31 protein-coding genes are annotated in these 17,258 nt (G+C 46.3%); all 31 read right to left on the bottom strand.

The window, feature by feature from the left end; translation table 11 throughout:
* Window positions 1-90: 90 nt before the first annotated feature.
* Window positions 91-300 (bottom strand): hypothetical protein, encoded by a 210-nt coding sequence (locus ACTHMC_RS09850; RefSeq protein ID WP_440412941.1) that lies wholly within the window; start codon window positions 298-300, stop codon window positions 91-93.
* Complete coding sequence (locus tag ACTHMC_RS09845; RefSeq protein ID WP_440412940.1) at window positions 297-1,499, bottom strand: hypothetical protein; 1,203 nt, start codon at window positions 1,497-1,499, stop codon at window positions 297-299. Before ACTHMC_RS09845 ends, ACTHMC_RS09850 begins: the two co-directional genes overlap by 4 nt.
* Window positions 1,486-1,698 carry a hypothetical protein gene (locus ACTHMC_RS09840; RefSeq protein WP_440412939.1) on the bottom strand — a complete coding sequence of 71 codons (213 nt, stop codon included), beginning with the start codon at window positions 1,696-1,698 and terminating at the stop codon, window positions 1,486-1,488. The genes ACTHMC_RS09845 and ACTHMC_RS09840 overlap by 14 nt, the downstream gene beginning before the upstream one ends.
* Window positions 1,685-2,002, bottom strand: a complete 318-nt coding sequence (locus tag ACTHMC_RS09835) for a helix-turn-helix domain-containing protein (protein ID WP_440412938.1) — start codon at window positions 2,000-2,002, stop codon at window positions 1,685-1,687. Before ACTHMC_RS09835 ends, ACTHMC_RS09840 begins: the two co-directional genes overlap by 14 nt.
* A 19-nt stretch (window positions 2,003-2,021) precedes the next feature.
* Entirely contained in the window at window positions 2,022-2,309 is a 288-nt protein-coding gene (locus ACTHMC_RS09830) for a hypothetical protein (RefSeq protein ID WP_440412937.1), read from the bottom strand.
* A gap of 6 nt (window positions 2,310-2,315) precedes the next feature.
* Window positions 2,316-2,699 carry a hypothetical protein gene (locus ACTHMC_RS09825; protein WP_440412936.1) on the bottom strand — a complete coding sequence of 128 codons (384 nt, stop codon included), beginning with the start codon at window positions 2,697-2,699 and terminating at the stop codon, window positions 2,316-2,318.
* Window positions 2,696-2,980 carry a hypothetical protein gene (locus ACTHMC_RS09820; protein ID WP_440412935.1) on the bottom strand — a complete coding sequence of 95 codons (285 nt, stop codon included), beginning with the start codon at window positions 2,978-2,980 and terminating at the stop codon, window positions 2,696-2,698. Before ACTHMC_RS09820 ends, ACTHMC_RS09825 begins: the two co-directional genes overlap by 4 nt.
* Window positions 2,981-3,003: 23 nt before the next feature.
* A complete protein-coding gene (locus ACTHMC_RS09815) occupies window positions 3,004-3,558 on the bottom strand; it encodes a hypothetical protein (RefSeq protein ID WP_440412934.1) in 555 nt (184 codons plus the stop codon).
* Between the two features lie 5 nt (window positions 3,559-3,563).
* The gene (locus ACTHMC_RS09810; protein WP_440412933.1) at window positions 3,564-4,397 is read right to left on the bottom strand and encodes a hypothetical protein; all 834 of its coding nucleotides are present in this window, start codon (window positions 4,395-4,397) and stop codon (window positions 3,564-3,566) included.
* A 3-nt stretch (window positions 4,398-4,400) separates the two neighbouring features.
* On the bottom strand, window positions 4,401-4,931 hold the full coding sequence (locus ACTHMC_RS09805) for a hypothetical protein (RefSeq protein WP_440412932.1): 531 nt from the start codon (window positions 4,929-4,931) through the stop codon (window positions 4,401-4,403).
* Window positions 4,928-5,131: a hypothetical protein gene (locus ACTHMC_RS09800; RefSeq protein ID WP_440412931.1), complete on the bottom strand. Its 204-nt coding sequence runs from the start codon at window positions 5,129-5,131 to the stop codon at window positions 4,928-4,930. The genes ACTHMC_RS09805 and ACTHMC_RS09800 overlap by 4 nt, the downstream gene beginning before the upstream one ends.
* Window positions 5,132-5,160: 29 nt before the next feature.
* Window positions 5,161-5,826 (bottom strand): hypothetical protein, encoded by a 666-nt coding sequence (locus ACTHMC_RS09795; RefSeq protein ID WP_440412930.1) that lies wholly within the window; start codon window positions 5,824-5,826, stop codon window positions 5,161-5,163.
* A 113-nt stretch (window positions 5,827-5,939) separates the two neighbouring features.
* Window positions 5,940-6,302 (bottom strand): hypothetical protein, encoded by a 363-nt coding sequence (locus ACTHMC_RS09790; RefSeq protein ID WP_440412929.1) that lies wholly within the window; start codon window positions 6,300-6,302, stop codon window positions 5,940-5,942.
* A 39-nt stretch (window positions 6,303-6,341) separates the two neighbouring features.
* Window positions 6,342-6,926, bottom strand: a complete 585-nt coding sequence (locus ACTHMC_RS09785; protein ID WP_440412928.1) for a J domain-containing protein — start codon at window positions 6,924-6,926, stop codon at window positions 6,342-6,344.
* 6 nt (window positions 6,927-6,932) lie between these two features.
* The gene (locus ACTHMC_RS09780) at window positions 6,933-7,232 is read right to left on the bottom strand and encodes a DUF4326 domain-containing protein (RefSeq protein ID WP_440412927.1); all 300 of its coding nucleotides are present in this window, start codon (window positions 7,230-7,232) and stop codon (window positions 6,933-6,935) included.
* Window positions 7,229-7,444, bottom strand: a complete 216-nt coding sequence (locus ACTHMC_RS09775; RefSeq protein WP_440412926.1) for a helix-turn-helix domain-containing protein — start codon at window positions 7,442-7,444, stop codon at window positions 7,229-7,231. The genes ACTHMC_RS09780 and ACTHMC_RS09775 overlap by 4 nt, the downstream gene beginning before the upstream one ends.
* Before the next feature lie 3 nt (window positions 7,445-7,447).
* Entirely contained in the window at window positions 7,448-8,926 is a 1,479-nt protein-coding gene (gene dnaB / locus ACTHMC_RS09770) for a replicative DNA helicase (protein ID WP_440412925.1), read from the bottom strand.
* Window positions 8,926-9,825 carry a Lin1244/Lin1753 domain-containing protein gene (locus ACTHMC_RS09765; RefSeq protein WP_440412924.1) on the bottom strand — a complete coding sequence of 300 codons (900 nt, stop codon included), beginning with the start codon at window positions 9,823-9,825 and terminating at the stop codon, window positions 8,926-8,928. The genes dnaB and ACTHMC_RS09765 overlap by 1 nt, the downstream gene beginning before the upstream one ends.
* Before the next feature lie 134 nt (window positions 9,826-9,959).
* Window positions 9,960-10,298 carry a helix-turn-helix domain-containing protein gene (locus ACTHMC_RS09760; RefSeq protein WP_440412923.1) on the bottom strand — a complete coding sequence of 113 codons (339 nt, stop codon included), beginning with the start codon at window positions 10,296-10,298 and terminating at the stop codon, window positions 9,960-9,962.
* Between the two features lie 12 nt (window positions 10,299-10,310).
* Window positions 10,311-10,517 carry a hypothetical protein gene (locus ACTHMC_RS09755; RefSeq protein ID WP_440412922.1) on the bottom strand — a complete coding sequence of 69 codons (207 nt, stop codon included), beginning with the start codon at window positions 10,515-10,517 and terminating at the stop codon, window positions 10,311-10,313.
* Complete coding sequence (locus ACTHMC_RS09750) at window positions 10,514-11,233, bottom strand: DNA methyltransferase (protein WP_440412921.1); 720 nt, start codon at window positions 11,231-11,233, stop codon at window positions 10,514-10,516. The genes ACTHMC_RS09755 and ACTHMC_RS09750 overlap by 4 nt, the downstream gene beginning before the upstream one ends.
* A 28-nt stretch (window positions 11,234-11,261) precedes the next feature.
* Window positions 11,262-11,822: a hypothetical protein gene (locus ACTHMC_RS09745; RefSeq protein WP_440412919.1), complete on the bottom strand. Its 561-nt coding sequence runs from the start codon at window positions 11,820-11,822 to the stop codon at window positions 11,262-11,264.
* 30 nt (window positions 11,823-11,852) lie between these two features.
* Complete coding sequence (locus ACTHMC_RS09740; RefSeq protein ID WP_440412918.1) at window positions 11,853-12,806, bottom strand: DUF7666 domain-containing protein; 954 nt, start codon at window positions 12,804-12,806, stop codon at window positions 11,853-11,855.
* The gene (locus tag ACTHMC_RS09735) at window positions 12,803-13,198 is read right to left on the bottom strand and encodes an A1S_2505 family phage non-structural protein (protein WP_440412917.1); all 396 of its coding nucleotides are present in this window, start codon (window positions 13,196-13,198) and stop codon (window positions 12,803-12,805) included. Before ACTHMC_RS09735 ends, ACTHMC_RS09740 begins: the two co-directional genes overlap by 4 nt.
* Entirely contained in the window at window positions 13,195-13,593 is a 399-nt protein-coding gene (locus ACTHMC_RS09730; RefSeq protein WP_440412915.1) for a hypothetical protein, read from the bottom strand. The genes ACTHMC_RS09735 and ACTHMC_RS09730 overlap by 4 nt, the downstream gene beginning before the upstream one ends.
* Window positions 13,593-14,027, bottom strand: coding sequence for a hypothetical protein (locus ACTHMC_RS09725; protein WP_440412914.1), 435 nt, complete (start codon window positions 14,025-14,027; stop codon window positions 13,593-13,595). The genes ACTHMC_RS09730 and ACTHMC_RS09725 overlap by 1 nt, the downstream gene beginning before the upstream one ends.
* Window positions 14,027-14,863: a PD-(D/E)XK nuclease-like domain-containing protein gene (locus ACTHMC_RS09720; RefSeq protein ID WP_440412912.1), complete on the bottom strand. Its 837-nt coding sequence runs from the start codon at window positions 14,861-14,863 to the stop codon at window positions 14,027-14,029. Before ACTHMC_RS09720 ends, ACTHMC_RS09725 begins: the two co-directional genes overlap by 1 nt.
* Window positions 14,829-15,539, bottom strand: coding sequence for a hypothetical protein (locus ACTHMC_RS09715; protein ID WP_440412911.1), 711 nt, complete (start codon window positions 15,537-15,539; stop codon window positions 14,829-14,831). Before ACTHMC_RS09715 ends, ACTHMC_RS09720 begins: the two co-directional genes overlap by 35 nt.
* Before the next feature lie 588 nt (window positions 15,540-16,127).
* A complete protein-coding gene (locus ACTHMC_RS09710) occupies window positions 16,128-16,271 on the bottom strand; it encodes a hypothetical protein (RefSeq protein WP_440412909.1) in 144 nt (47 codons plus the stop codon).
* A gap of 284 nt (window positions 16,272-16,555) precedes the next feature.
* Entirely contained in the window at window positions 16,556-16,876 is a 321-nt protein-coding gene (locus ACTHMC_RS09705) for a hypothetical protein (protein ID WP_440412907.1), read from the bottom strand.
* 159 nt (window positions 16,877-17,035) lie between these two features.
* On the bottom strand, window positions 17,036-17,191 hold the full coding sequence (locus ACTHMC_RS09700) for a hypothetical protein (protein ID WP_440412905.1): 156 nt from the start codon (window positions 17,189-17,191) through the stop codon (window positions 17,036-17,038).
* Between the last annotated feature and the right edge of the window lie 67 nt (window positions 17,192-17,258).

Here is a 17,258-nt window from a genome sequence, read left to right as displayed (position 1 = left end):
GTTTTGTTTTACACAGGCCGCACACCGGTTGTCCGTCCTCCCTTCGGGTGGTCAAGCCTTTTTTACATTTTATGCAGAGCAGGAGGTCGCTCATTGATTGATTTCTTTTATGATCCATTCCTTTTGTGCGAGATACATGGCCATGAATAATCCGGGGAATTCTGTCTTCCGAAGAATCTTCCACGCCTTCTTTGCGGATCCGTCGAAACCCTTCTCCTTCAGCATCGGCGCAAGCTTCTCGATCCAGTAACGGCTTTCAGGCGGCTTCGCTGGTTCCGCAAAAAGAGCAAGCTGGCTCACTGGCTACCTCCTTTCTGCTCCCCTGATACGTCACTCTGGACGGAGCCGGGCGCGGATGGCCGAGGCATCCAGTGAGTTACGAGATTTTCACTTAAGTAGAACGCCATCTCATACAGGCCCGCTTCCTTCATTTGGGGAGGCTGAAAGGCGGGTTCTTCATTAACTCCTACCTCCGAAACAAACTGATAATCGGTTCGCCGGTGTGCTGGCTCATTCTTGTGTGCCTTTATCCAGATATCACAAAGCTGCCCAAACGCTGGCTTATGCTTGTCGATGCTGATCCACGGTTCCGCTGGCTGCTGTTCTGGTAGCTTACTTTCTTTCTGCCGCTTGCTTATGTTATGTGGAAGATTATTGTAACATTCCTTTGAACAAACAACAGGATCAACAGGCATTCCCATACAGCCACAGTCCTGACCGCTACAACACATCTGTGGCAATTCCCCCATGAAGGATTTTCCGCAGACCATACAGAGTAATTCGACCTGTTCTGGTTGCTTACCTGCTTCTCCGGATTCGTATTTTGCAACCAATTCACGGCAGGTTTCCAATTCAGCAATTGCATAGTAATACTGGGAACCATTGCCGGATGGAAGTTTTTCCATCAGTTCTTTAATTGCTGCAATCAATTCAGCAGACACCCCCGCGCTCTTGCCGGTTACCTGGTTCTGCGTTTTATCATACTGGATTGCCCGGTCTACCACGAAGGCAACTATTGAGGCGCCCAGTTTAATACTCGGATGGCCTTCTGCATATTCATGAATGGGAAGGTATACTTCCATGGCTTCTTTCTTCCAGCGGCGTAGTTCTGCAACCTCATGTGAAAGATTGAACAACTCAAGCCGGGCAGCATCATCTGCCCTGAACTTGCATTCAGAGGCATTCAGGGCGTCTACAATGGGTTGCAAATCCCCGTCATCATATGTGATCAATTCTGCCTTCCCGTCTGTAATGGTTGATTTCACATCCACAGACATATCGCCACTTTCGGGATGGCACCGGCTTTCTTCCTCTCTGATATGCCATGGGCCTTTTGCTGGCGGGGCTTGCTCTGCATAGGAGGCGAGAGCGGCGGCGGCAACTTTGTAGCAACTGAACAACTCCGCTTTATCTGCATCTCCCCATTTATCAATCGCCTCTTGTCTGTTCATATCCACTATCTTTTGCAGAGCATCTATGAGTAATTTAGTATTGGTCATGGCTTTGCGTTTTATCCCAGATCCATTTGTATTTGGCATCTTGGTATTCTTTGAATGTCATTGTTTTGATCACGTAACCGGGCTTGTCGTATTGTTTCATGTCCTTTGCTTTGAAGCACTTCGGGTCTCCGGCGGCTTCAACGTATCCTTCAGGATCGAAAACCACCTTAATTGGTTTAGAGTCTTTACTGTTGTTCATTATCTTCCTCCTGTGAATTTGTGTTGTAGTTATTATTGATAGCCGTCTTAATGGCTGCTTTTCTAATCTCGTTGAATTCCTTTTTCAGTTTTGGAATGGGAGGCAACAATTTAGCTGGGGACATCTCGAATGTAGTGCATAGAATAAACAACTGGGTCACGCTAATATTACCCTTCCCTTTTTCCAGTCGTATATAGTTTTGGCGAGTACATCCAAGTATTTCGGCCAAGTCCTCTTGCGTAAAGCCCTGTAATTCCCGAATCTCCAAAAGCCGAGCGCCTACAAACTTGTTTATATCACTCATGGTGTAGTGTTTGATGGGGTCAATTGATAGTTAGCACAACGGAATCGCTCCTTTTTAAAAAGGCGCAAAACCCGGCAATCTTTATCTTAATATCTTCTCTTGGTAGGGACGATATATTGAGATTGTGTTCTATTTCTCCTGCCAAAAGGTTAAGCTTTTCGGCTCCGCTTGCCTTGAAAATGATATCTGAATTATAATCGCTATCCTCTTGGAATGGGTCAAAAACATCTTTGCTATCAATCCAATTAAGTGACACTGTACCAAGGGTATAGACTTGCCCCAACTCGTTTTTGAAATTTGCTTGCATATGATTTTATTTAGTGTTTGATGGTTGGGAGTTGTAGAATCGAATAAAATCCACAACAGCATGATAAACGTTCCCAATGAATCCGTACTCATTATATTCAGAAATTAATGGTACATCAGACTGATCTATTCCCGTTTCTTTAGCGAATGCTCTTTCATCCATAAATTTTCGAGATATTGTACAAATGCCAACTTTAATAGTCACATTAGCATACTCTTCAATCTTTTCGATCACAGGCATGAGCCAACTCCACGATGTGTCATACATTAGATAGAAGCATTGTGACACCCCGTCTACCGGTGAAATATATATTTCCCCCAGTTGCGGATGTTTTTGTGAATCAATGCCCATGAATTCCGCTATCAGCTTATTGCTTTCTTGTATGCTCATTGAGCGTTTTCTTTAAGTTGTAGAAAATATGTTGATGCTTCAGTCAGCCCTCTAAACGCTTCATCAGTTATTCTCACAGTAGCTTCTGTAATTGTTCTTCCGAGCCGATCAAAACTATGGGAATAACGATCTTTGAATTGCGGCTCTAATATGGAATCATGAAGCCTCCTAAAACAGATAATCCATGTTTCGCCATCTTGTCGAACAATTGTTCGGCGGTTCAGCATTTTCATATCAAATCCATTCGCCCATATATTGCACTTGTTCTGTTTCTGATTCATTGCTCTTATGGTTGATGTTTGATTTATTCAGGTACATATGTGTACTCGTATGAGGTTCTGATTTTACCAGCCGTCCATGAGTGACACGGAAGGGAGCGCAGGTACTGATTGAATTCATTCAGCTTTTGAGTTAGCTCCGGTGTTGGCTCCCAGTCTTCGTGCGTATCGTCTGCAAAACATTCATATCTGACCTCTCCATATCTGACGGGTACACACAGAACAAGGCAGATATCAGTGCCATTCATTTCTCTTTCATACAGGAAGTCTTCTAGCTCATCTTCGTTAAAGAAGTATTGATCGTCGCCATAGATGCAGAGGGGCGTTATGCCGTCCCACTCTTGAAACTCCAGCTTTTGGTATCTTTCGGCCGATGCCTTATGACGACAACTTTCACATTTAAGCCAGCCTTTCTCAGTCGGATTTCCACACTCACATGTACCGTGAGTACACCCCGCATACCTGGCGGCATGTTCGTCTTTGCCAAAAAACCGTCCATCAGAACTAACCCATCCGGTTACAGTAACCTGTTTTGCAGCCTCTTCACTGTCGTACATTATTACTTTCTTTTCGGTACTCATAGTTATTATTGTTTAGTCTCAGTGAGGAATAATTCGTAGACCTGGGAGAACGTAAACCAGACTGTTTCATCGTGTTCTCCACGGCGATAAAACATGTCACCAGTTATATTTTCAGCGAAGTTGCCCCTCATCCAATAATGGAACTTTTCTGCATAAGCTGCTCCTTCCTCTGTATTTGCTGCCAGCTTTTCAAGTTCAGACCATGGCTTTAAACTGTCAAACATTGGGTTGGCAATTGAATATAGAATGTGGTATGCTCCTTGGAGATCGCCCTTGACCATCTCGTCACGCATTTCCAATAACCTCCCCGCCAGCAATCGAATCCTTTCTTCGGCATCCCTCGCTCTATTTTCCCACTGAGCGGCCCCCTCTTCGATCCCATGGATAATTAGGTCTTTCAGGTCATTGTCTTTTTCTCCGGGGTAACGCTCTTCTGTATTTGCTGTAGAGGGAGAGCTTTCATCGAGCCATTCAACTTGATCATGTCGCCAGCCTCTACTCCATGTTCCATCATTGCATACGAATCCCCAGTGCAACTCTGTGTCCTTTCGTGGATCAGGACTATCTGGTGTATATTTACAAGGGACCACTTTGTGAGGAGCAGGAAGATTATTGGCACTTGCCTTCACCCACTGTAACCCTCCTTCGCTCTGAGGCTCATTAACCCCATAGTATGGGGATATATCTTCGATTGGCACCCACCCTATTTGGCAGACATTATGTGTGCCTCCAGAAAAGTCGCCTTCAATTTCCAGTTCATTTTCTCGAATGCCCACAACTTTAAATGGCGCTAAATCTGTTGGATGAGAAACTAAGTCTCCGAGTTTGTATTGTTGCATGGTTTATTGTTTTACTGTGAATACCCAGGTTTTGTCGGGCGAGAAGGTGAGAGAATCCCCAAGGTCAAATTGAGATCTCTCGTAAGCATGGCTGTTCACATCCAGCGACGGGCAGCACTCTTCATATGTGCCCGCGGGGTTCTCTGTGTGGTATCCGTCTGCTCTTAGCTTAGAGAGGAAGGATTCCACCGATTTCCCAAATGGGAGACTCCAGCGCTGTTCCATTCCTTTAACATGATCGTATTCGATGGGGTATTCGTAATTCCTGTATACGGAGTGCGTCTCTGGGAAATACCGTTTCCAACTGTCCACAATCTCGCGGGCTTGCTCTTCTGTGAGTTCTGATAGCTTGCCGATCAGATGTACGAAACCTGGGAAATAGAAACCATAATTCTTATCGCCTTCTCCTTCCATGTGATAAGTGATTGGGTTTTCCCCGTGGTAGATATGCTGTTGTCCTACTCCGTATGCACCCTTTGGCAGTTCAACCAGCAATACCCGGCATTTCTCAAAGGTTAATATGGCTTGTTTCATGGTTCGTATTCTGGGAGGTTATCAAATTCTTCTTGTGTCATTGCGGTAGCTTCAATCTGATAAGAGAAAATCTGTCCCTCATGGAGGTTGTATTCAGCATCAGCATTGATGTAATCAGTAACCGCCTTCAAATCCTTGAAGTATACCTTTCCCATGTCGGTATCTTCGCAACTCAAAATGAATACTGTTATTTTGTTCATTGTCTGCTTACTTTAGTAGGAGGGGTTACTTACCAGCCCTGTGTAGGAAATTCGAGATACACCTGTGCGTTAACCCTGATTTCGTTTGTAATTGATTTTACCCGGTCGGTGTACCTGCTTACGCGACCAAACCAGCGCCAACCATTGGCTACTGCTTTTGTCCCGGTATGGAAGGTATCGCAATCGAAATAGTACATTGTTCGATCCTTAGAAACCTCGATGTACATTCTTTCATCTGCTATTAATTTACTAACCTCTTTGTCCCAGTACTTATAGATCACCTCTCCATCCCGTACTGCTGGCATTGTGCAGATACCAACCGCAAAATGTGTTGGGCATACAGCTGCGTTCACCAGTCCGAGGATATGTTCACTTCGGTATGCAGGTTTCTCGTAGTCTGGCTGCCCATCGCCTACACGCGGTACATCATCATGGTGCCAACCCGGAATAGCTGGATACCACCCGGGCATGAGCATATGCACACGGGAATCGAACACCATCCCGCTTCGCTTCCAATCCAACGGCAATGCATTCAGGAACGCGCGGGTAATATCTCCGCCCTTCTCCATCGCGAAGTCAAATCCAGAATTGAAGAACATTGGCTCGTTCTTTATAATATCATTGCTCAATCCCTGACCAAAGGTGTTTATGGTCTTTACCTGGCTGGTGAATGTTTTTGGCGTAAGTGCGCTCATGATGAGTTATTTGTTTTTTCGATCATTATCCTGATACCGGGAATATGATCGAGGTTACTTAGTAGGCCCCGGCACATCGCTACCTGTGCTATAGCGTTCGGGGATGAAAGAATTTAGAACGGCGGATCATGAGGGTCATCCTCGTAATTGTACAGGCTCTCATAACGGTAATCCTCCAAAGCCTTTACTTTTGCCTTATCGAATACCGTCCACTGTTCTTCGGGTTTCTGCCTGATCAATGCAACCTCACGCTCCATGTTTAACCGCTCGTTGTTATTGTAGGTACGCTTCGCTTCATAATCCTTTGCCCTTTTGTATTGCTCCACTGCGCGGTCAGCCAGTCGCTGACAGTCTTTACGAGCAGCGTCTATGTCCTGCTGCGAAATATCATCCCCTTCAATCTGTTTGCTCACTTCAAAGTGGCAGTAGTTATGGCTCAGCATTACCTTTACTGTTGCGGCCGTTGTTTTACTCATATCGTTTTGCTTATTGATGATTGCGTAATAGAGGGAGGCCTACCCAAACTGAGCCATCCCTTTTTCATAAGCTTCATGAATGGCTCTGAATGCCGCGGCGCTACCTCCACTGTCTGGGTGATTGGATTTCGCCAGACTCCTGTAAGCCGCTTTTACCTGGTCTGCTGACGCGAATCGATCCACATCCAACACTTCCCACCATTCTGAAGATGATTTCTTTTCCTGAGGCAATGCTTTGAAGCCTGTGAAAGCTCGTTTCAACATCTCTGATACACCCCAACGGTCAAGCCCACGAATAGCCTCTACCGCCTTCCTGATTGCTTGTAGGTTGTCTTCTGCCCTACTCCACTTATCACATGCGAAAACAACTTGCTCACCTTCGTAGGTGAAATACAACGCAACCCCGTGATCATCCAGTCTTCCGAAAGTTGCATAAGGGTATCCGTCACGTTTCAGTGGAACATTAGAAGAGATGATCACATTCTTTCCGCCCAACAACCTTACCTCATGCAAAACGGAATCTCGTGCAGCGGCAAAGGATGTATTGAAAAGCGACCCTTTTGGGTGCTTTGTTCTTGGATATCCAACAGGCCATGAAAGAGGGAATGCTTCTGTTGCTTGCATGTTGTGTTACTTATTTTCTGTGTTGAGTAATGAGGTTTTATTTGCGAGTTCGAGTAATACATCTGCATGGCAGGGGCTTCCCTCTTTACACCAGCAGGCCAGGTTCTTGCCTTTCAATTCTTCAAGTTCTTCTTTGGGTACATACTGTTCGATGTATTCCTTGAAGAGTGCAACGGCGTTAGCCCTATCCACCTTTTCGTTGATCTTGTAAGGATTGCCCCACTTGGTAGGCCTTCCGACGTAAATCGTGTTCTCGGGCATTTTCCACCCGGCTGTACGCTTGCGCTGTATTCTTTTCGGTGTCATGGTGTAATCAGTAGTTTTACAGTAACAAATTCCCGTTTGGGTGATTTATTCACACCGCCTTCTCGATGAATATTGTAATTCTCCATCAGGTTATAAAGAGTTCGATCTGATATCCCCAGCTTCTCAGCGGCCGCAACCTTTGTTTTACTTGAGTTCAGCGCTTTCACCATCAGCCGTACTGTGTGGTACTCTATGTTCAGTATCTCGGTCATAGCCTAAAAATTGTATTCTTCATTTCCTGATCCTGATTGTACTGGCCGCCAGCCACCGCCCTGCTGTGTACTTTGATCCGAAGCAGGTAAAGGGCCATCCCATTCAACGAACTTCTGGATGTGTAGGAGTGCCTTGAATTGAACTGTGTCCAATGCTCCGTGACGGTTCTTGGCTATTTTCACCTCTGTGAGACCTTTAGTACTTTCGCCCTGGGCGTCGCTTTTGATATCGTAGTACTCCGGCCGGTAGAGGAACATCACCATGTCTGCATCCTGCTCGATAGCGCCAGATTCCCGGAGGTCGGAAAGCTGCGGTTGTTTCTCCTGTCGATTCTCTACTGCCCGGCTCAGTTGAGATAAAGCGATGATTGGGATCATCAGTTCTTTCGCCAGAGTTTTCAAGTTGCGGGAGATAGTGCTTATCTCCTGCTCACGGTTTTGCCCTTTTTGTCCAGATCCGCTCATCAGTTGCAGGTAGTCAATAATGATCATCCCGATGCTGTGTTTGTTCTTCAGCCTGCGGGCCTTTGCCCTCAGCTCGAATACATTCAGGGCCGGGGTGTCATCGATGAAGATCGGCGCCTGCGCCAGCCGAGTTACTCCTTTCGCATATAACTTGGCATGCTCGTTATCTTCCATCCTACCCCTCGATATCTTTTCCAACCAGATTTCAGACTCTGCCGACAGGATGCGCTGTACGAGCTGCGTATCGCTCATTTCCAGGCTGAAAAATGCGACAGGCGTCTTCTTGTATGCCATCGCTGCGTTACGGGCTAGATTGAGCGCAAAAGCGGTTTTACCAACGGCTGGACGGGCGGCAAGGATGATCAGGTCAGAAGGTTGCCACCCGTTGGTGATACGGTCGAGCGACAGGTAACCAGATGGAACCCCGCTCAAATCCTCGGTATTGCTCCGTAAATGTTCCATTCGCTGCACTGTTTTCACCAGCACAGTATCGATGGAAGAAAATTCTTTGCGAAGGCGGTTGTTCGTGATCTCAAAGAGCTTGTTCTCGGCCTCATCCAGCAGGTCGAAGGCATCGAGCGTATCCTCAAATCCGTCGTTTACCATCTCCCCGCCGATCCGGATAGTTTCCCGCTTGATGTATTTCTGCAGAATGATCCGGCTGTGTGCTTCGATGTTCGCCGCTGAGACAACCGAGTTAGTCAGCCTGGTGATGTAGAATGGTCCGCCGACCATTTCCAGTTCTCCTCGCAGTTTCAGTTCTTCCACCACCGTGAGTATGTCGATCGGCTGGCTTTTCTGCTGCAGGCTCAGCATGGCAGCATAGATCATCTGGTTAGCCTCAGTGTAGAAGCAGTGCGGCTTCAGAATCTCCGACACAGTGTCGAACGCCCCCTTTTCCAGCATAATGGCACCGAGCACAACTTCTTCCAGGTCCCGGGCCTGAGGCGGGACTTTGCCGTACACCAGGCTGGCGAGGTCCAGCTCCTTCCGTTCGTTTTGCTTTTTCGTTCGCATCAGTTAAATTTTCCTTCGAGTATTTGTGCGTAGTTGGTGTCGTTCTCGAAAACCCAGTCCCAGTCTACTTTCCATTGCCGTTTGCTATCCGATTTCCCTTGCAGGAATGCGCTTTTGCGGATCTCACTCAGAATGCCGATGAAATCAAAATCGGGCTCCCTGATTCGCGTGTTGAACTTGTTCTGCCGCCCCCTGGAAAGAATTTTTACTTTGGCAAGTCCAGTGGCGATTGATGAGAGATTCCAGAGATCCACGTAAGGCTCGTGGAAGAACGGTTTGTTATTCACGATGAAATCAGCCAGTAGTTTTTTGCGCTCTTTGTCGTCAGTCATTTCCGAGACCTTTGTGACCAACGTTTGGTATTCCTGCTGCAGCGGTCGCTGGTCCGGTTCATTCACTTTCAATTTTCCGGCAGGCTTTGGCGGAGCTCCGTTAGGAGCTGTATTACTTTCCTCTTCTTTACTTTCCTTTACTCTACTTTGTGTACTTTCTGTTCCGATAATTCCCGCAGGATGGGGGTTTTCGGTACAGAAACTCGGCTTACATGGGGGTTTCTGTCGCCGTTTCTCATAAACTCCCTCAATTCCATCGACAAAGTTTTGCACCCAGATGATTTTCTGAGCCCATAAATCCCGGTCGATAGCGTCCAGAGTGGCGAAGAGATCGAGCATTTCTGTGACAGAAACTACAGGTACCTTGCATTTTGACGCCAGAAAGTGCAGGTCAGCGGGGATATTGCAATCAATAAAATGCCCGTCTTTTGTTCCCAGTACTTCCAATAATTTGAACCATGCAGCATATCCGTTATTACCAAATGTTTCTTCAATGATGAACAAGGTCTGCCCCGACACACACTGGTGTGGGAAATAGTCTACTCCTTTTTTTGCAGGTCTTGCCATGGTTCTATAGGTTGGGTTATAAAGAGCCGGCCCAGTTGTCCGGACCGGCGCCCGAAAATTCACTATGTTATAATTATTAGCCCTGGATGAGTTGGTGAGCAGCGCTCAGGGAGGTGATCGTGTCATATGAGTGTTTAGTTTTTGATGAATATTTTTACGATCATAAATTCTACCATCTCTTTGTACTTCGGCTCTGTTTCCATGTATTCCTTCGTCCTCCTGATGCAGTTGATTACCGTGGTGTGATCCCTGCTGATATACTCTGCGATCTTCTTCAGCGTCATTTTTCCGTAAGCATAGAGCAGATAACACATGATCTGCCTGGGACGCAACAACTCTCCTACGCGGAGCGGAGAACGCACCTTTTCCATAGTCACATTAAAGTGATTGCACACGATACACCGAATGCGGTCCCGGCGTTTCTTGGACTCCACTTCTCTATCCAGCAATTCAGGGGCAATCATATAATTCATTCTACACGGTTTTTATTCTCCTAATTTCAGTTGACGGACAGGTGCCGTTTTCAGCAAGTGTTTAATCAGCGCCTCCTTCAGTGCGATCTTCCGGGTGGCCACGTCCGCCGGCATGCCTCCTGCCCTTACCCTGGCGGGGTAGTTCTCCTTCATCCACTTCAGTGTCTTCTGCTCTTCTTTGAGGATGTCGTTATGATCAACGGAAAGAGGTGATTTCATACGAACAGCTTTTGTTGTTTGGCAAACCCATCGAATCGTTTACTACCTGCGGCGAAAAAATCCTGATCGATTTCAAAGCCCACATAATCGAAACCCATATCATAAGATGCAATTCTGGAAGATTGGCTTCCCATATGGGTGTCAAGAATCTTATTGCCGGAATCTGCATATTTATTTAGCAACCAACGATAGAGTTGTACTGGCTTTTGTGTTGGATGGATTTTCTTTTCTGCATTCGCACCACCGGTATTACTATATCGAAAAATGGAAGCAGGTTTATCAAAGGAAGTCCACACCATTTCCCACTGAGAAAAGTTTTCCCACGGTTGCATTTTGTCCCAGCAGATTACACAACGTGTTGTTGGTAGATAGAAGTAATTTCCACCCCAAATAATTTGATTCTTTGAGACGCGAAATAGTTCCTGAAAATACTCTTCTGTTGGAGGAACATCCCACTCCATGTTCATACTGTTGAAGGCTCTATCTTTTAAGCCCCCCCTGCCATGATATCTTTCTTTCTTTAATCTGGCAGCAGTACTTATTGCAGGACCAGAACCAAAGCCATCAGTGCGAGAACGGTTAGGATGTGAGCCTAGCTGCATTCCGTTTACTCCTATGCCATACGGAGGATCCACAATAGCCAGATCAAAGAACTTATCCGGGAACCGGCTCATGCCGACCATACAATCTTCGTTGAATACTTCACTTACAGGCATGGAGAGAATTTTAAAAGACGGGTACGGATTAAGAAAGAGTGAAATCCAGTGTTGCTTCTTCGTCAGTGATCTTGATCGGCATGATTCCGAGAAATCCTTTCGCATCACCTGACGGGAAGAAGACCACCATATCATTGTTCTCATAGAACCTACAGATCAGATTCTCGCCCGGGAACAGTTTGTTTGCGATGGAGATATGCTTCGGATTGAAGCAGACAAATGTCTTCTTCTCAAAGGTTGATTTTGCCACTGCTTCAATAATAGAGTGGTAGTTCGGAAACTGAAACTCACAGGCAATATTGTAATCAGCCTTCACTCCTCCGTTCTCAACATGGATCACATCACCATTAACTTCGATCAAATCCACGTCTTGGATTTCCTGCCATACATCTCTGTGGATCAGTTTTCCGTTGAGGGCACGAATGGCTTCATCCGGAAGCGTGGAGTATTCGGAGAGATTAAGCCGCGCGAGAATGCTGCCGTTGGTTGCGGTGGCAATGCCGTCCAGAATCTCAATATGGCAAAGCGCTGGCCGTAAGTTGTCAGAAGCGGCTGCGAGGTGCAAGGCTGGTAATGTTTTCTTTCCCACGGTGTTTTTCTATTTTGGTTATGAAATGGATTACTTCGGTTGGTCAACCTTCACACCAGTGATCTGCTCAAACTTCTCCGCATTGAAATTGGGTAAAGAAGTGAACGCGCTCCGGTAGCGCTCGCTCCAATTGTGCCATGCGTTCGTGAAAGCATCTTTGAAAGGGATGTCCCTGTAAAATCCTCCCGCGCGTTCCCAGCCTTTATTCGCGGCTTTCTCTTCATCAGTCATGGCGTGATCTGGCACCCACAACTTGGTGTCCACGTCGCGCATCATGAGCTTGAATGCATCGCTTTTTTCAAAGTCCTGAAGCGTCCAGGCGGTGGGTTGGTCGAAAAGAAGAAAGGGAGGAGTTTCAGTACAGAAAGCTCCGGTGTTACTGTCGCCGGTGTTACTGTGGCCGGTGTTCCTGTCGCCGGTGTTCCAGTGGCCGGTGTTCCTGTCGCCGGTGTTCCTGTCGCCGGTGTTCCAGTGGCCGGTGTTACTGTGGCCGGTGTTACTGTCGCCGGTGTTCCTGTCGCCGGTGTTCCTGTCGCCGGTGTTACTGTCGCCGGTGTTCCTGTCGCCGGTGTTACTGTCGCCGGTGTTCCAGTGGCCGGTGTTACTGTGGCCGGTGTTACTCAAACCTGTATTTCCCTTTCCTTCATTTGCAATTGCCAGCATTTCCTCCCAGGTCAGTTCCCTTACAAACTCGATCTCTCCACAGCAATGCTTATCATCGCTAGAATCCAACTCACCAAAGGCCAAGATTTCAAATACCCGATTTTCAGGAGAGAAATCGTAATAATTGAAGCAATCGGCCACCTTCTCACAGAAGTGAAATCCGGTCTCGCAGATTTCGATCGGGCCATCGATCTTGAAGCGCTTGCCGATCTCATACTGATAATTCAAGCAGGTCATGTCTTGCTTGGTCACTTTGTAGCCCTTGGTGACCTTAACTGCCGGTACTTCAGCAACCGGCTCTGTTGTCATTTTCTTTGTCATTGTTGAGTGAATTCAATTGGGAGAATGATGTTTGAAGGACGGGAGCTTTCGAGGGAAAGGAAGACATTTGCAATATCTTCGATCATGTACCCGGCAATTCCGGTCCCGATCTTGGTAACGTAGAAGGTGAGTTCTTCGCGATAAGTCGCGAACTGGTAAAGGACTTTCACCTGGTCGCGGATAAAATCCAGGGTCATTACCTGACCGCTGTACGAGGTGGTGATGATGCCGTATGTCTTACCGGCCAAGCCGATGGGCACTGCATCAATGGCGCCGAATTTTTCCTGAGCAATTGCCGCCGCTCCTCCGGCATGTTTACCATACTGGTTTGTTCCGAAAACAAACACTTCAGTTGGCAGAAGGCTCTCAATTCTTTCTGGTGTATATTTCATTTTGAACAGTTGATTAATCGTGATTTTGATACTCCTATTTGCTTCGCCAGCTTCGGGTTCACCTCAACTATGTCGTGGCAATTCCGGCAGAGCTTCACGCCGTCCTCTGCCAGCAGCTCCGCTCCGATCTTCCCGGCCTGGTGATGGTTGTCTGTGGCGAAGTATTGGCAACCTTTGAACAGCTCGCGGATCTCGGGGAACTCCTGCACCTTCTCTACTATCGCACATGCATCACCTTCCTGGAATCGCTCTCTTTTCATCTTCGCATACTGCCTGTTCTGCTTCTCCCTTTTCTTTGAGTAGGTTTTGATCTTGGTACGAACTGGTTTCTTCCGGGGCTTTTTACACGGGCCATCTGCCGGGCAGCACGGATGATTACAGTCGCGGTTCAGCATCAAAAATTCATTTTGAGGTCAGCATTGGGAGCCGGTATTGTCACGTTGAGGTATTCAGCGGCCCAGCGAGCAATCCTTTCTACATACTCCATGAATTGTACTGTGGTCATTTCAGTAGTGCTTCCCGGCACTTCAATTACTTCTCCTCCTACCCCGGGCACTTGAATGGAGTTAAACTTTTGTTTCAGAAAAAAATGAACCTCATCTGCACTCATCTCGTAGCCTACATCCAGGAAACCGAGCCGAATTTCTTGCACCACTACCCCGTGATAGTATCGGTTTTGCGGACTGCTCCTTTTGTTGTACTTCCTTTCCAGCTTTACCACCACATTCTTACCCTTGTTCTGGCGACACCACTCCTGCAGCCGTGGCCGGTTGGTGATCGTCAGTACACCTTCATCGCTTATGGTTCCATATAGTTCAATAGTTCTCATTAATACAGGTATCCAGGTCTTTCAGCGTTATAAATTCCATCTACCCTATCTGACCAGAAATCATATGATTGATCAAACCCGTCAGTAAGGATGCAATGATTGAAGCGGTTGAGTATATTATCATACTCTATCATTCCGAGCTCAATCAGCTTTGGCTCCAATTTGTGAACTGAAACACCATTCTTTTTGTCAGCAGCAATGATGTAGTAATCCTTCATCTTACCTTCTGCATAGAGGTACATTGCAGCTTGTAGGTAATAGCCGCGTGAAATGATATCACGTTGGAACTTATTTGGAGTAGCGTCTGCACAGGTCTTCAGATCGAAAATAGCAGTGTGACCATCCCCATCAATGAAGCCTTTGAATTTGAAGTTTTTGAACTCCCACTCTATAGGTTTTTCCCTAAGCCAGGCGAGGTCAAGAACTTTCTGAGACGCCCTGTTTGTACGAATGTTCCGAGCGGTGATTTCCGCCGTTATGTAATCGTTGGTATCAACTATCTTTTTATTCCCTACGGCCGCTACTTGGTCAGAATACCACTGCTTGTACTTCTTCGTCGCACGTGGTTTTTCGCCACCTATCTCCGTAATAACTTCACGGTCATCAATTGTATGATACCTATTCCTGAAATCATCTGGCTCCAACACCAGACAGTGCAACATACTTCCATATTCCATAGAGTCAGTAGTATCCCTTACCCCCAGCTTATAGTCAATGAATTCAACAGGAGACCTCTTGAATGCAGAAAGAGATGAATATGATAAATGCATATCATGCGACATCAGGGCCGAAACAATCGCATCAATTTGTTGCTGACGGTTGGACAGTATTAGCATTCAGTTCGGTTTTTCTTGCGGTTAGCAATTGCATGAACTCTTTATTTGCATGCAGGTCAGGATTATTCGTATAGATAGCGGCAAGAGCGGATTTATCTGCCTGGGATATGGCCTCCTTGATTTCTTCCGGGATTTCATTGACAGGTGTAGTTGGAAACTTGTTATCCAGGTTACTGTACTCAATTACATCCTTTCGGTTCAGATCCTTTCCGAATAGTTTACCCAGTTTCTCTGCTGCATCTTTTATTGCATAGCTTTCGGCAGCAGGCGCAGCCTTCATGACGGCATCATTAAGCACCATATTGAAATCAGCCGCCGGAGCCCCTTTCTTTGTTTGAATAGGGGCAGCCCCTATACCTTCTTGCCAATCCCATTCTAATGTAATGGGGCTAAGTGTTTCCAGGCGAACGGTTACCACTACCGCGTTAGCTATCACCTGAGTGGCCTTTACTTCGACCCTCCATTTCACGAAAATTGAAGTGAGCAGATATTCAATAATTCCAATCGGAATGTATTTCACCCCTTGCGCCATTGGATGCTCCCTTAACCAGTCTTGTTTCGGAGGGCAGTTCAACAACCGGTTAAGTTCATTTAGCTTTGAAACCATCTCTACGTCGTTGTAGAGCTCTTCAAGCTTGGGCAGTGGTCTTTTTTCTAACTTTTGTACTTCTGACATTATATAGAACAGTTTTCTTTTTTTGACCTGTATATCTCTCTCCAATCCGTTTTATCGATGATCCTGTTTAAATCCGTTTCAAAACACTTCATAGCAACCTCAGTAATATCTATCTCCCGGCCAACCTCTTGAATGAACACACTACGGATCGATTCAACTGTGTCATTCTGGATTGAATACGCGACATATATTGATAAATACTGCCCGTTGATATTGATGGAATGAGAAAGGAGAGCCATCTGATTTATACATTAGCGGTTTCTGATAAAATGTACCGCTGTGTTTTTTTCAACTCGGAGAGAAATTCATCCCGAGTGATCTCAAACACATGAGCTAAGTTTGATTTCAGCAAAGAGCTATCGATGTCGCCAACCGCTATCAATCGCTTCATAACACTTATGACCGTCCCATCCTCTTTGATGTGAAAGAATGAACTTGTGGTGTCCCTCCAATATGAGGGCGCGGGCAGATCCACTGATTCAACCGTTTTAATTGTAACTTCTTTATTTACCGACACTGTAGTCATATATGAAAATTGTATTGTCTTAAAAGTTGCCCCGGCGCTCTCTCACCCGGGGCCTGAAATCGTTACTCTCCTGGTTCTGGTTGTCCGCCGGTATCTTCGGTAGCGCCTGCATCTGTAGTTTGTTCCTGCGCTGCAGTTTCTGCTGGTTGTGCGCCATTCAGCTCTTCGCCGCCTGGCTGTCCTTGTGTTGCTCCTGGATCTTTCATGATCGTAGTTGTTATTGTGAATGAATAAATGACTGTGAGAAAAACCGGGGGCCATTTACCCCGCCCCCGGCATACCCTAAACCTATACCTGATCTATGAAAAACCTCCCGCAAGTGCGCGGAAGAAGTTGTGTCTCAAAAAGTGCCGGTACCCCGGATAGATACCGGCTGTAGTTGCCCTGTGCCTAGTGAAATGAGTTCTACTAACCAAAGCCTTTATCCATCATTAAACTTGCGAGTTGCTACCTCTCAGAGCTTACCCTACTTTAATCCTCATGAAAAACATTACGCGTTTCCGGATAAAATTTTATTAACCTCTTCCAGTAGGTTGTTTTCCTGCATGAAACGCTTCAACTGGTACAGTTTGCCTTGAAGGATTCTGATGTCTTCCCGCATCATATTCCTCGCATGCTCTTTATCCTTCAGTTGCCTCTCTCTGTCTCGCTTAACCTTTTCCTGAGCAACTGGGTCATCTTTGGATATGAGGCCTTCGAGCATCATGCCCATCATTTCACCAGCTACTCCTTTTTCAGGAAGAGTTTCGAGGCCATCGATGAGAAGATCAAAATCCTTTACTGTCAGCCCGAAATTTTTTAAATCCTGCATATATTGATTTTTGATTCTCAAATACTGTCCAGTGCAGGAATACACCGGACTTGATGCTTGCCATATGAAATCAGTTGAGCGAATCCATCCCCCGGTCTCCACGGTCCTTTATCTTCAGGATGATCGCGAAACATATTACCAGTATTAAAGCCCATTGCTCTACCATGCCAGTGCGTCTTCGTGTTCGTCGAGTTCGATTAACTCTCCCAATTCATTCACCGCATGACGGTACTGAGCACTTTTCAATGCTGCGATCATGGAGATGATCCAGACCAACAGCCAAATGCCGAGCGTCAAAATCAGGACTGTTTTCATTTCTCACCGGTTATGTAGATTCTGTACTGAGGTTCCAGGATCTTCGCCATGTGATCCGACTTTGCCT

It is taken from the genome of Pseudobacter sp., assembly GCF_051955275.1.
Classification (GTDB): Bacteria; Bacteroidota; Bacteroidia; order Chitinophagales; family Chitinophagaceae; genus Pseudobacter.
Note: the sequence above shows the minus strand (reverse complement) of the source record. Positions and strands in the feature narration are given on the sequence as shown.

Bases quoted from the DNA above. Each gene is read 5' to 3' on its own strand.
- ACTHMC_RS09820 (WP_440412935.1), bottom strand. From the start codon at position 2,980: ATGAATCAGAAACAGAACAAGTGCAATATATGGGCGAATGGATTTGAT.
- ACTHMC_RS09800 (WP_440412931.1), bottom strand. From the start codon at position 5,131: ATGAACAAAATAACAGTATTCATTTTGAGTTGCGAAGATACCGACATG.
- ACTHMC_RS09825 (WP_440412936.1), bottom strand. From the start codon at position 2,699: ATGAGCATACAAGAAAGCAATAAGCTGATAGCGGAATTCATGGGCATT.
- ACTHMC_RS09720 (WP_440412912.1), bottom strand. From the start codon at position 14,863: ATGCTAATACTGTCCAACCGTCAGCAACAAATTGATGCGATTGTTTCG.
- ACTHMC_RS09835 (WP_440412938.1), bottom strand. From the start codon at position 2,002: ATGAGTGATATAAACAAGTTTGTAGGCGCTCGGCTTTTGGAGATTCGG.
- ACTHMC_RS09700 (WP_440412905.1), bottom strand. From the start codon at position 17,191: ATGAAAACAGTCCTGATTTTGACGCTCGGCATTTGGCTGTTGGTCTGG.
- ACTHMC_RS09740 (WP_440412918.1), bottom strand. From the start codon at position 12,806: ATGACAAAGAAAATGACAACAGAGCCGGTTGCTGAAGTACCGGCAGTT.
- ACTHMC_RS09785 (WP_440412928.1), bottom strand. From the start codon at position 6,926: ATGCAAGCAACAGAAGCATTCCCTCTTTCATGGCCTGTTGGATATCCA.
- ACTHMC_RS09830 (WP_440412937.1), bottom strand. From the start codon at position 2,309: ATGCAAGCAAATTTCAAAAACGAGTTGGGGCAAGTCTATACCCTTGGT.
- ACTHMC_RS09760 (WP_440412923.1), bottom strand. From the start codon at position 10,298: ATGAATTATATGATTGCCCCTGAATTGCTGGATAGAGAAGTGGAGTCC.
- ACTHMC_RS09705 (WP_440412907.1), bottom strand. From the start codon at position 16,876: ATGCAGGATTTAAAAAATTTCGGGCTGACAGTAAAGGATTTTGATCTT.
- dnaB (WP_440412925.1), bottom strand. From the start codon at position 8,926: ATGCGAACGAAAAAGCAAAACGAACGGAAGGAGCTGGACCTCGCCAGC.
- ACTHMC_RS09790 (WP_440412929.1), bottom strand. From the start codon at position 6,302: ATGAGTAAAACAACGGCCGCAACAGTAAAGGTAATGCTGAGCCATAAC.
- ACTHMC_RS09805 (WP_440412932.1), bottom strand. From the start codon at position 4,931: ATGAAACAAGCCATATTAACCTTTGAGAAATGCCGGGTATTGCTGGTT.
- ACTHMC_RS09730 (WP_440412915.1), bottom strand. From the start codon at position 13,593: ATGCTGAACCGCGACTGTAATCATCCGTGCTGCCCGGCAGATGGCCCG.
- ACTHMC_RS09795 (WP_440412930.1), bottom strand. From the start codon at position 5,826: ATGAGCGCACTTACGCCAAAAACATTCACCAGCCAGGTAAAGACCATA.
- ACTHMC_RS09815 (WP_440412934.1), bottom strand. From the start codon at position 3,558: ATGAGTACCGAAAAGAAAGTAATAATGTACGACAGTGAAGAGGCTGCA.
- ACTHMC_RS09775 (WP_440412926.1), bottom strand. From the start codon at position 7,444: ATGACCGAGATACTGAACATAGAGTACCACACAGTACGGCTGATGGTG.
- ACTHMC_RS09715 (WP_440412911.1), bottom strand. From the start codon at position 15,539: ATGTCAGAAGTACAAAAGTTAGAAAAAAGACCACTGCCCAAGCTTGAA.
- ACTHMC_RS09750 (WP_440412921.1), bottom strand. From the start codon at position 11,233: ATGCCTGTAAGTGAAGTATTCAACGAAGATTGTATGGTCGGCATGAGC.
- ACTHMC_RS09780 (WP_440412927.1), bottom strand. From the start codon at position 7,232: ATGACACCGAAAAGAATACAGCGCAAGCGTACAGCCGGGTGGAAAATG.
- ACTHMC_RS09755 (WP_440412922.1), bottom strand. From the start codon at position 10,517: ATGAAATCACCTCTTTCCGTTGATCATAACGACATCCTCAAAGAAGAG.
- ACTHMC_RS09735 (WP_440412917.1), bottom strand. From the start codon at position 13,198: ATGAAATATACACCAGAAAGAATTGAGAGCCTTCTGCCAACTGAAGTG.
- ACTHMC_RS09765 (WP_440412924.1), bottom strand. From the start codon at position 9,825: ATGGCAAGACCTGCAAAAAAAGGAGTAGACTATTTCCCACACCAGTGT.
- ACTHMC_RS09725 (WP_440412914.1), bottom strand. From the start codon at position 14,027: ATGAGAACTATTGAACTATATGGAACCATAAGCGATGAAGGTGTACTG.
- ACTHMC_RS09845 (WP_440412940.1), bottom strand. From the start codon at position 1,499: ATGACCAATACTAAATTACTCATAGATGCTCTGCAAAAGATAGTGGAT.
- ACTHMC_RS09840 (WP_440412939.1), bottom strand. From the start codon at position 1,698: ATGAACAACAGTAAAGACTCTAAACCAATTAAGGTGGTTTTCGATCCT.
- ACTHMC_RS09810 (WP_440412933.1), bottom strand. From the start codon at position 4,397: ATGCAACAATACAAACTCGGAGACTTAGTTTCTCATCCAACAGATTTA.
- ACTHMC_RS09710 (WP_440412909.1), bottom strand. From the start codon at position 16,271: ATGAAAGATCCAGGAGCAACACAAGGACAGCCAGGCGGCGAAGAGCTG.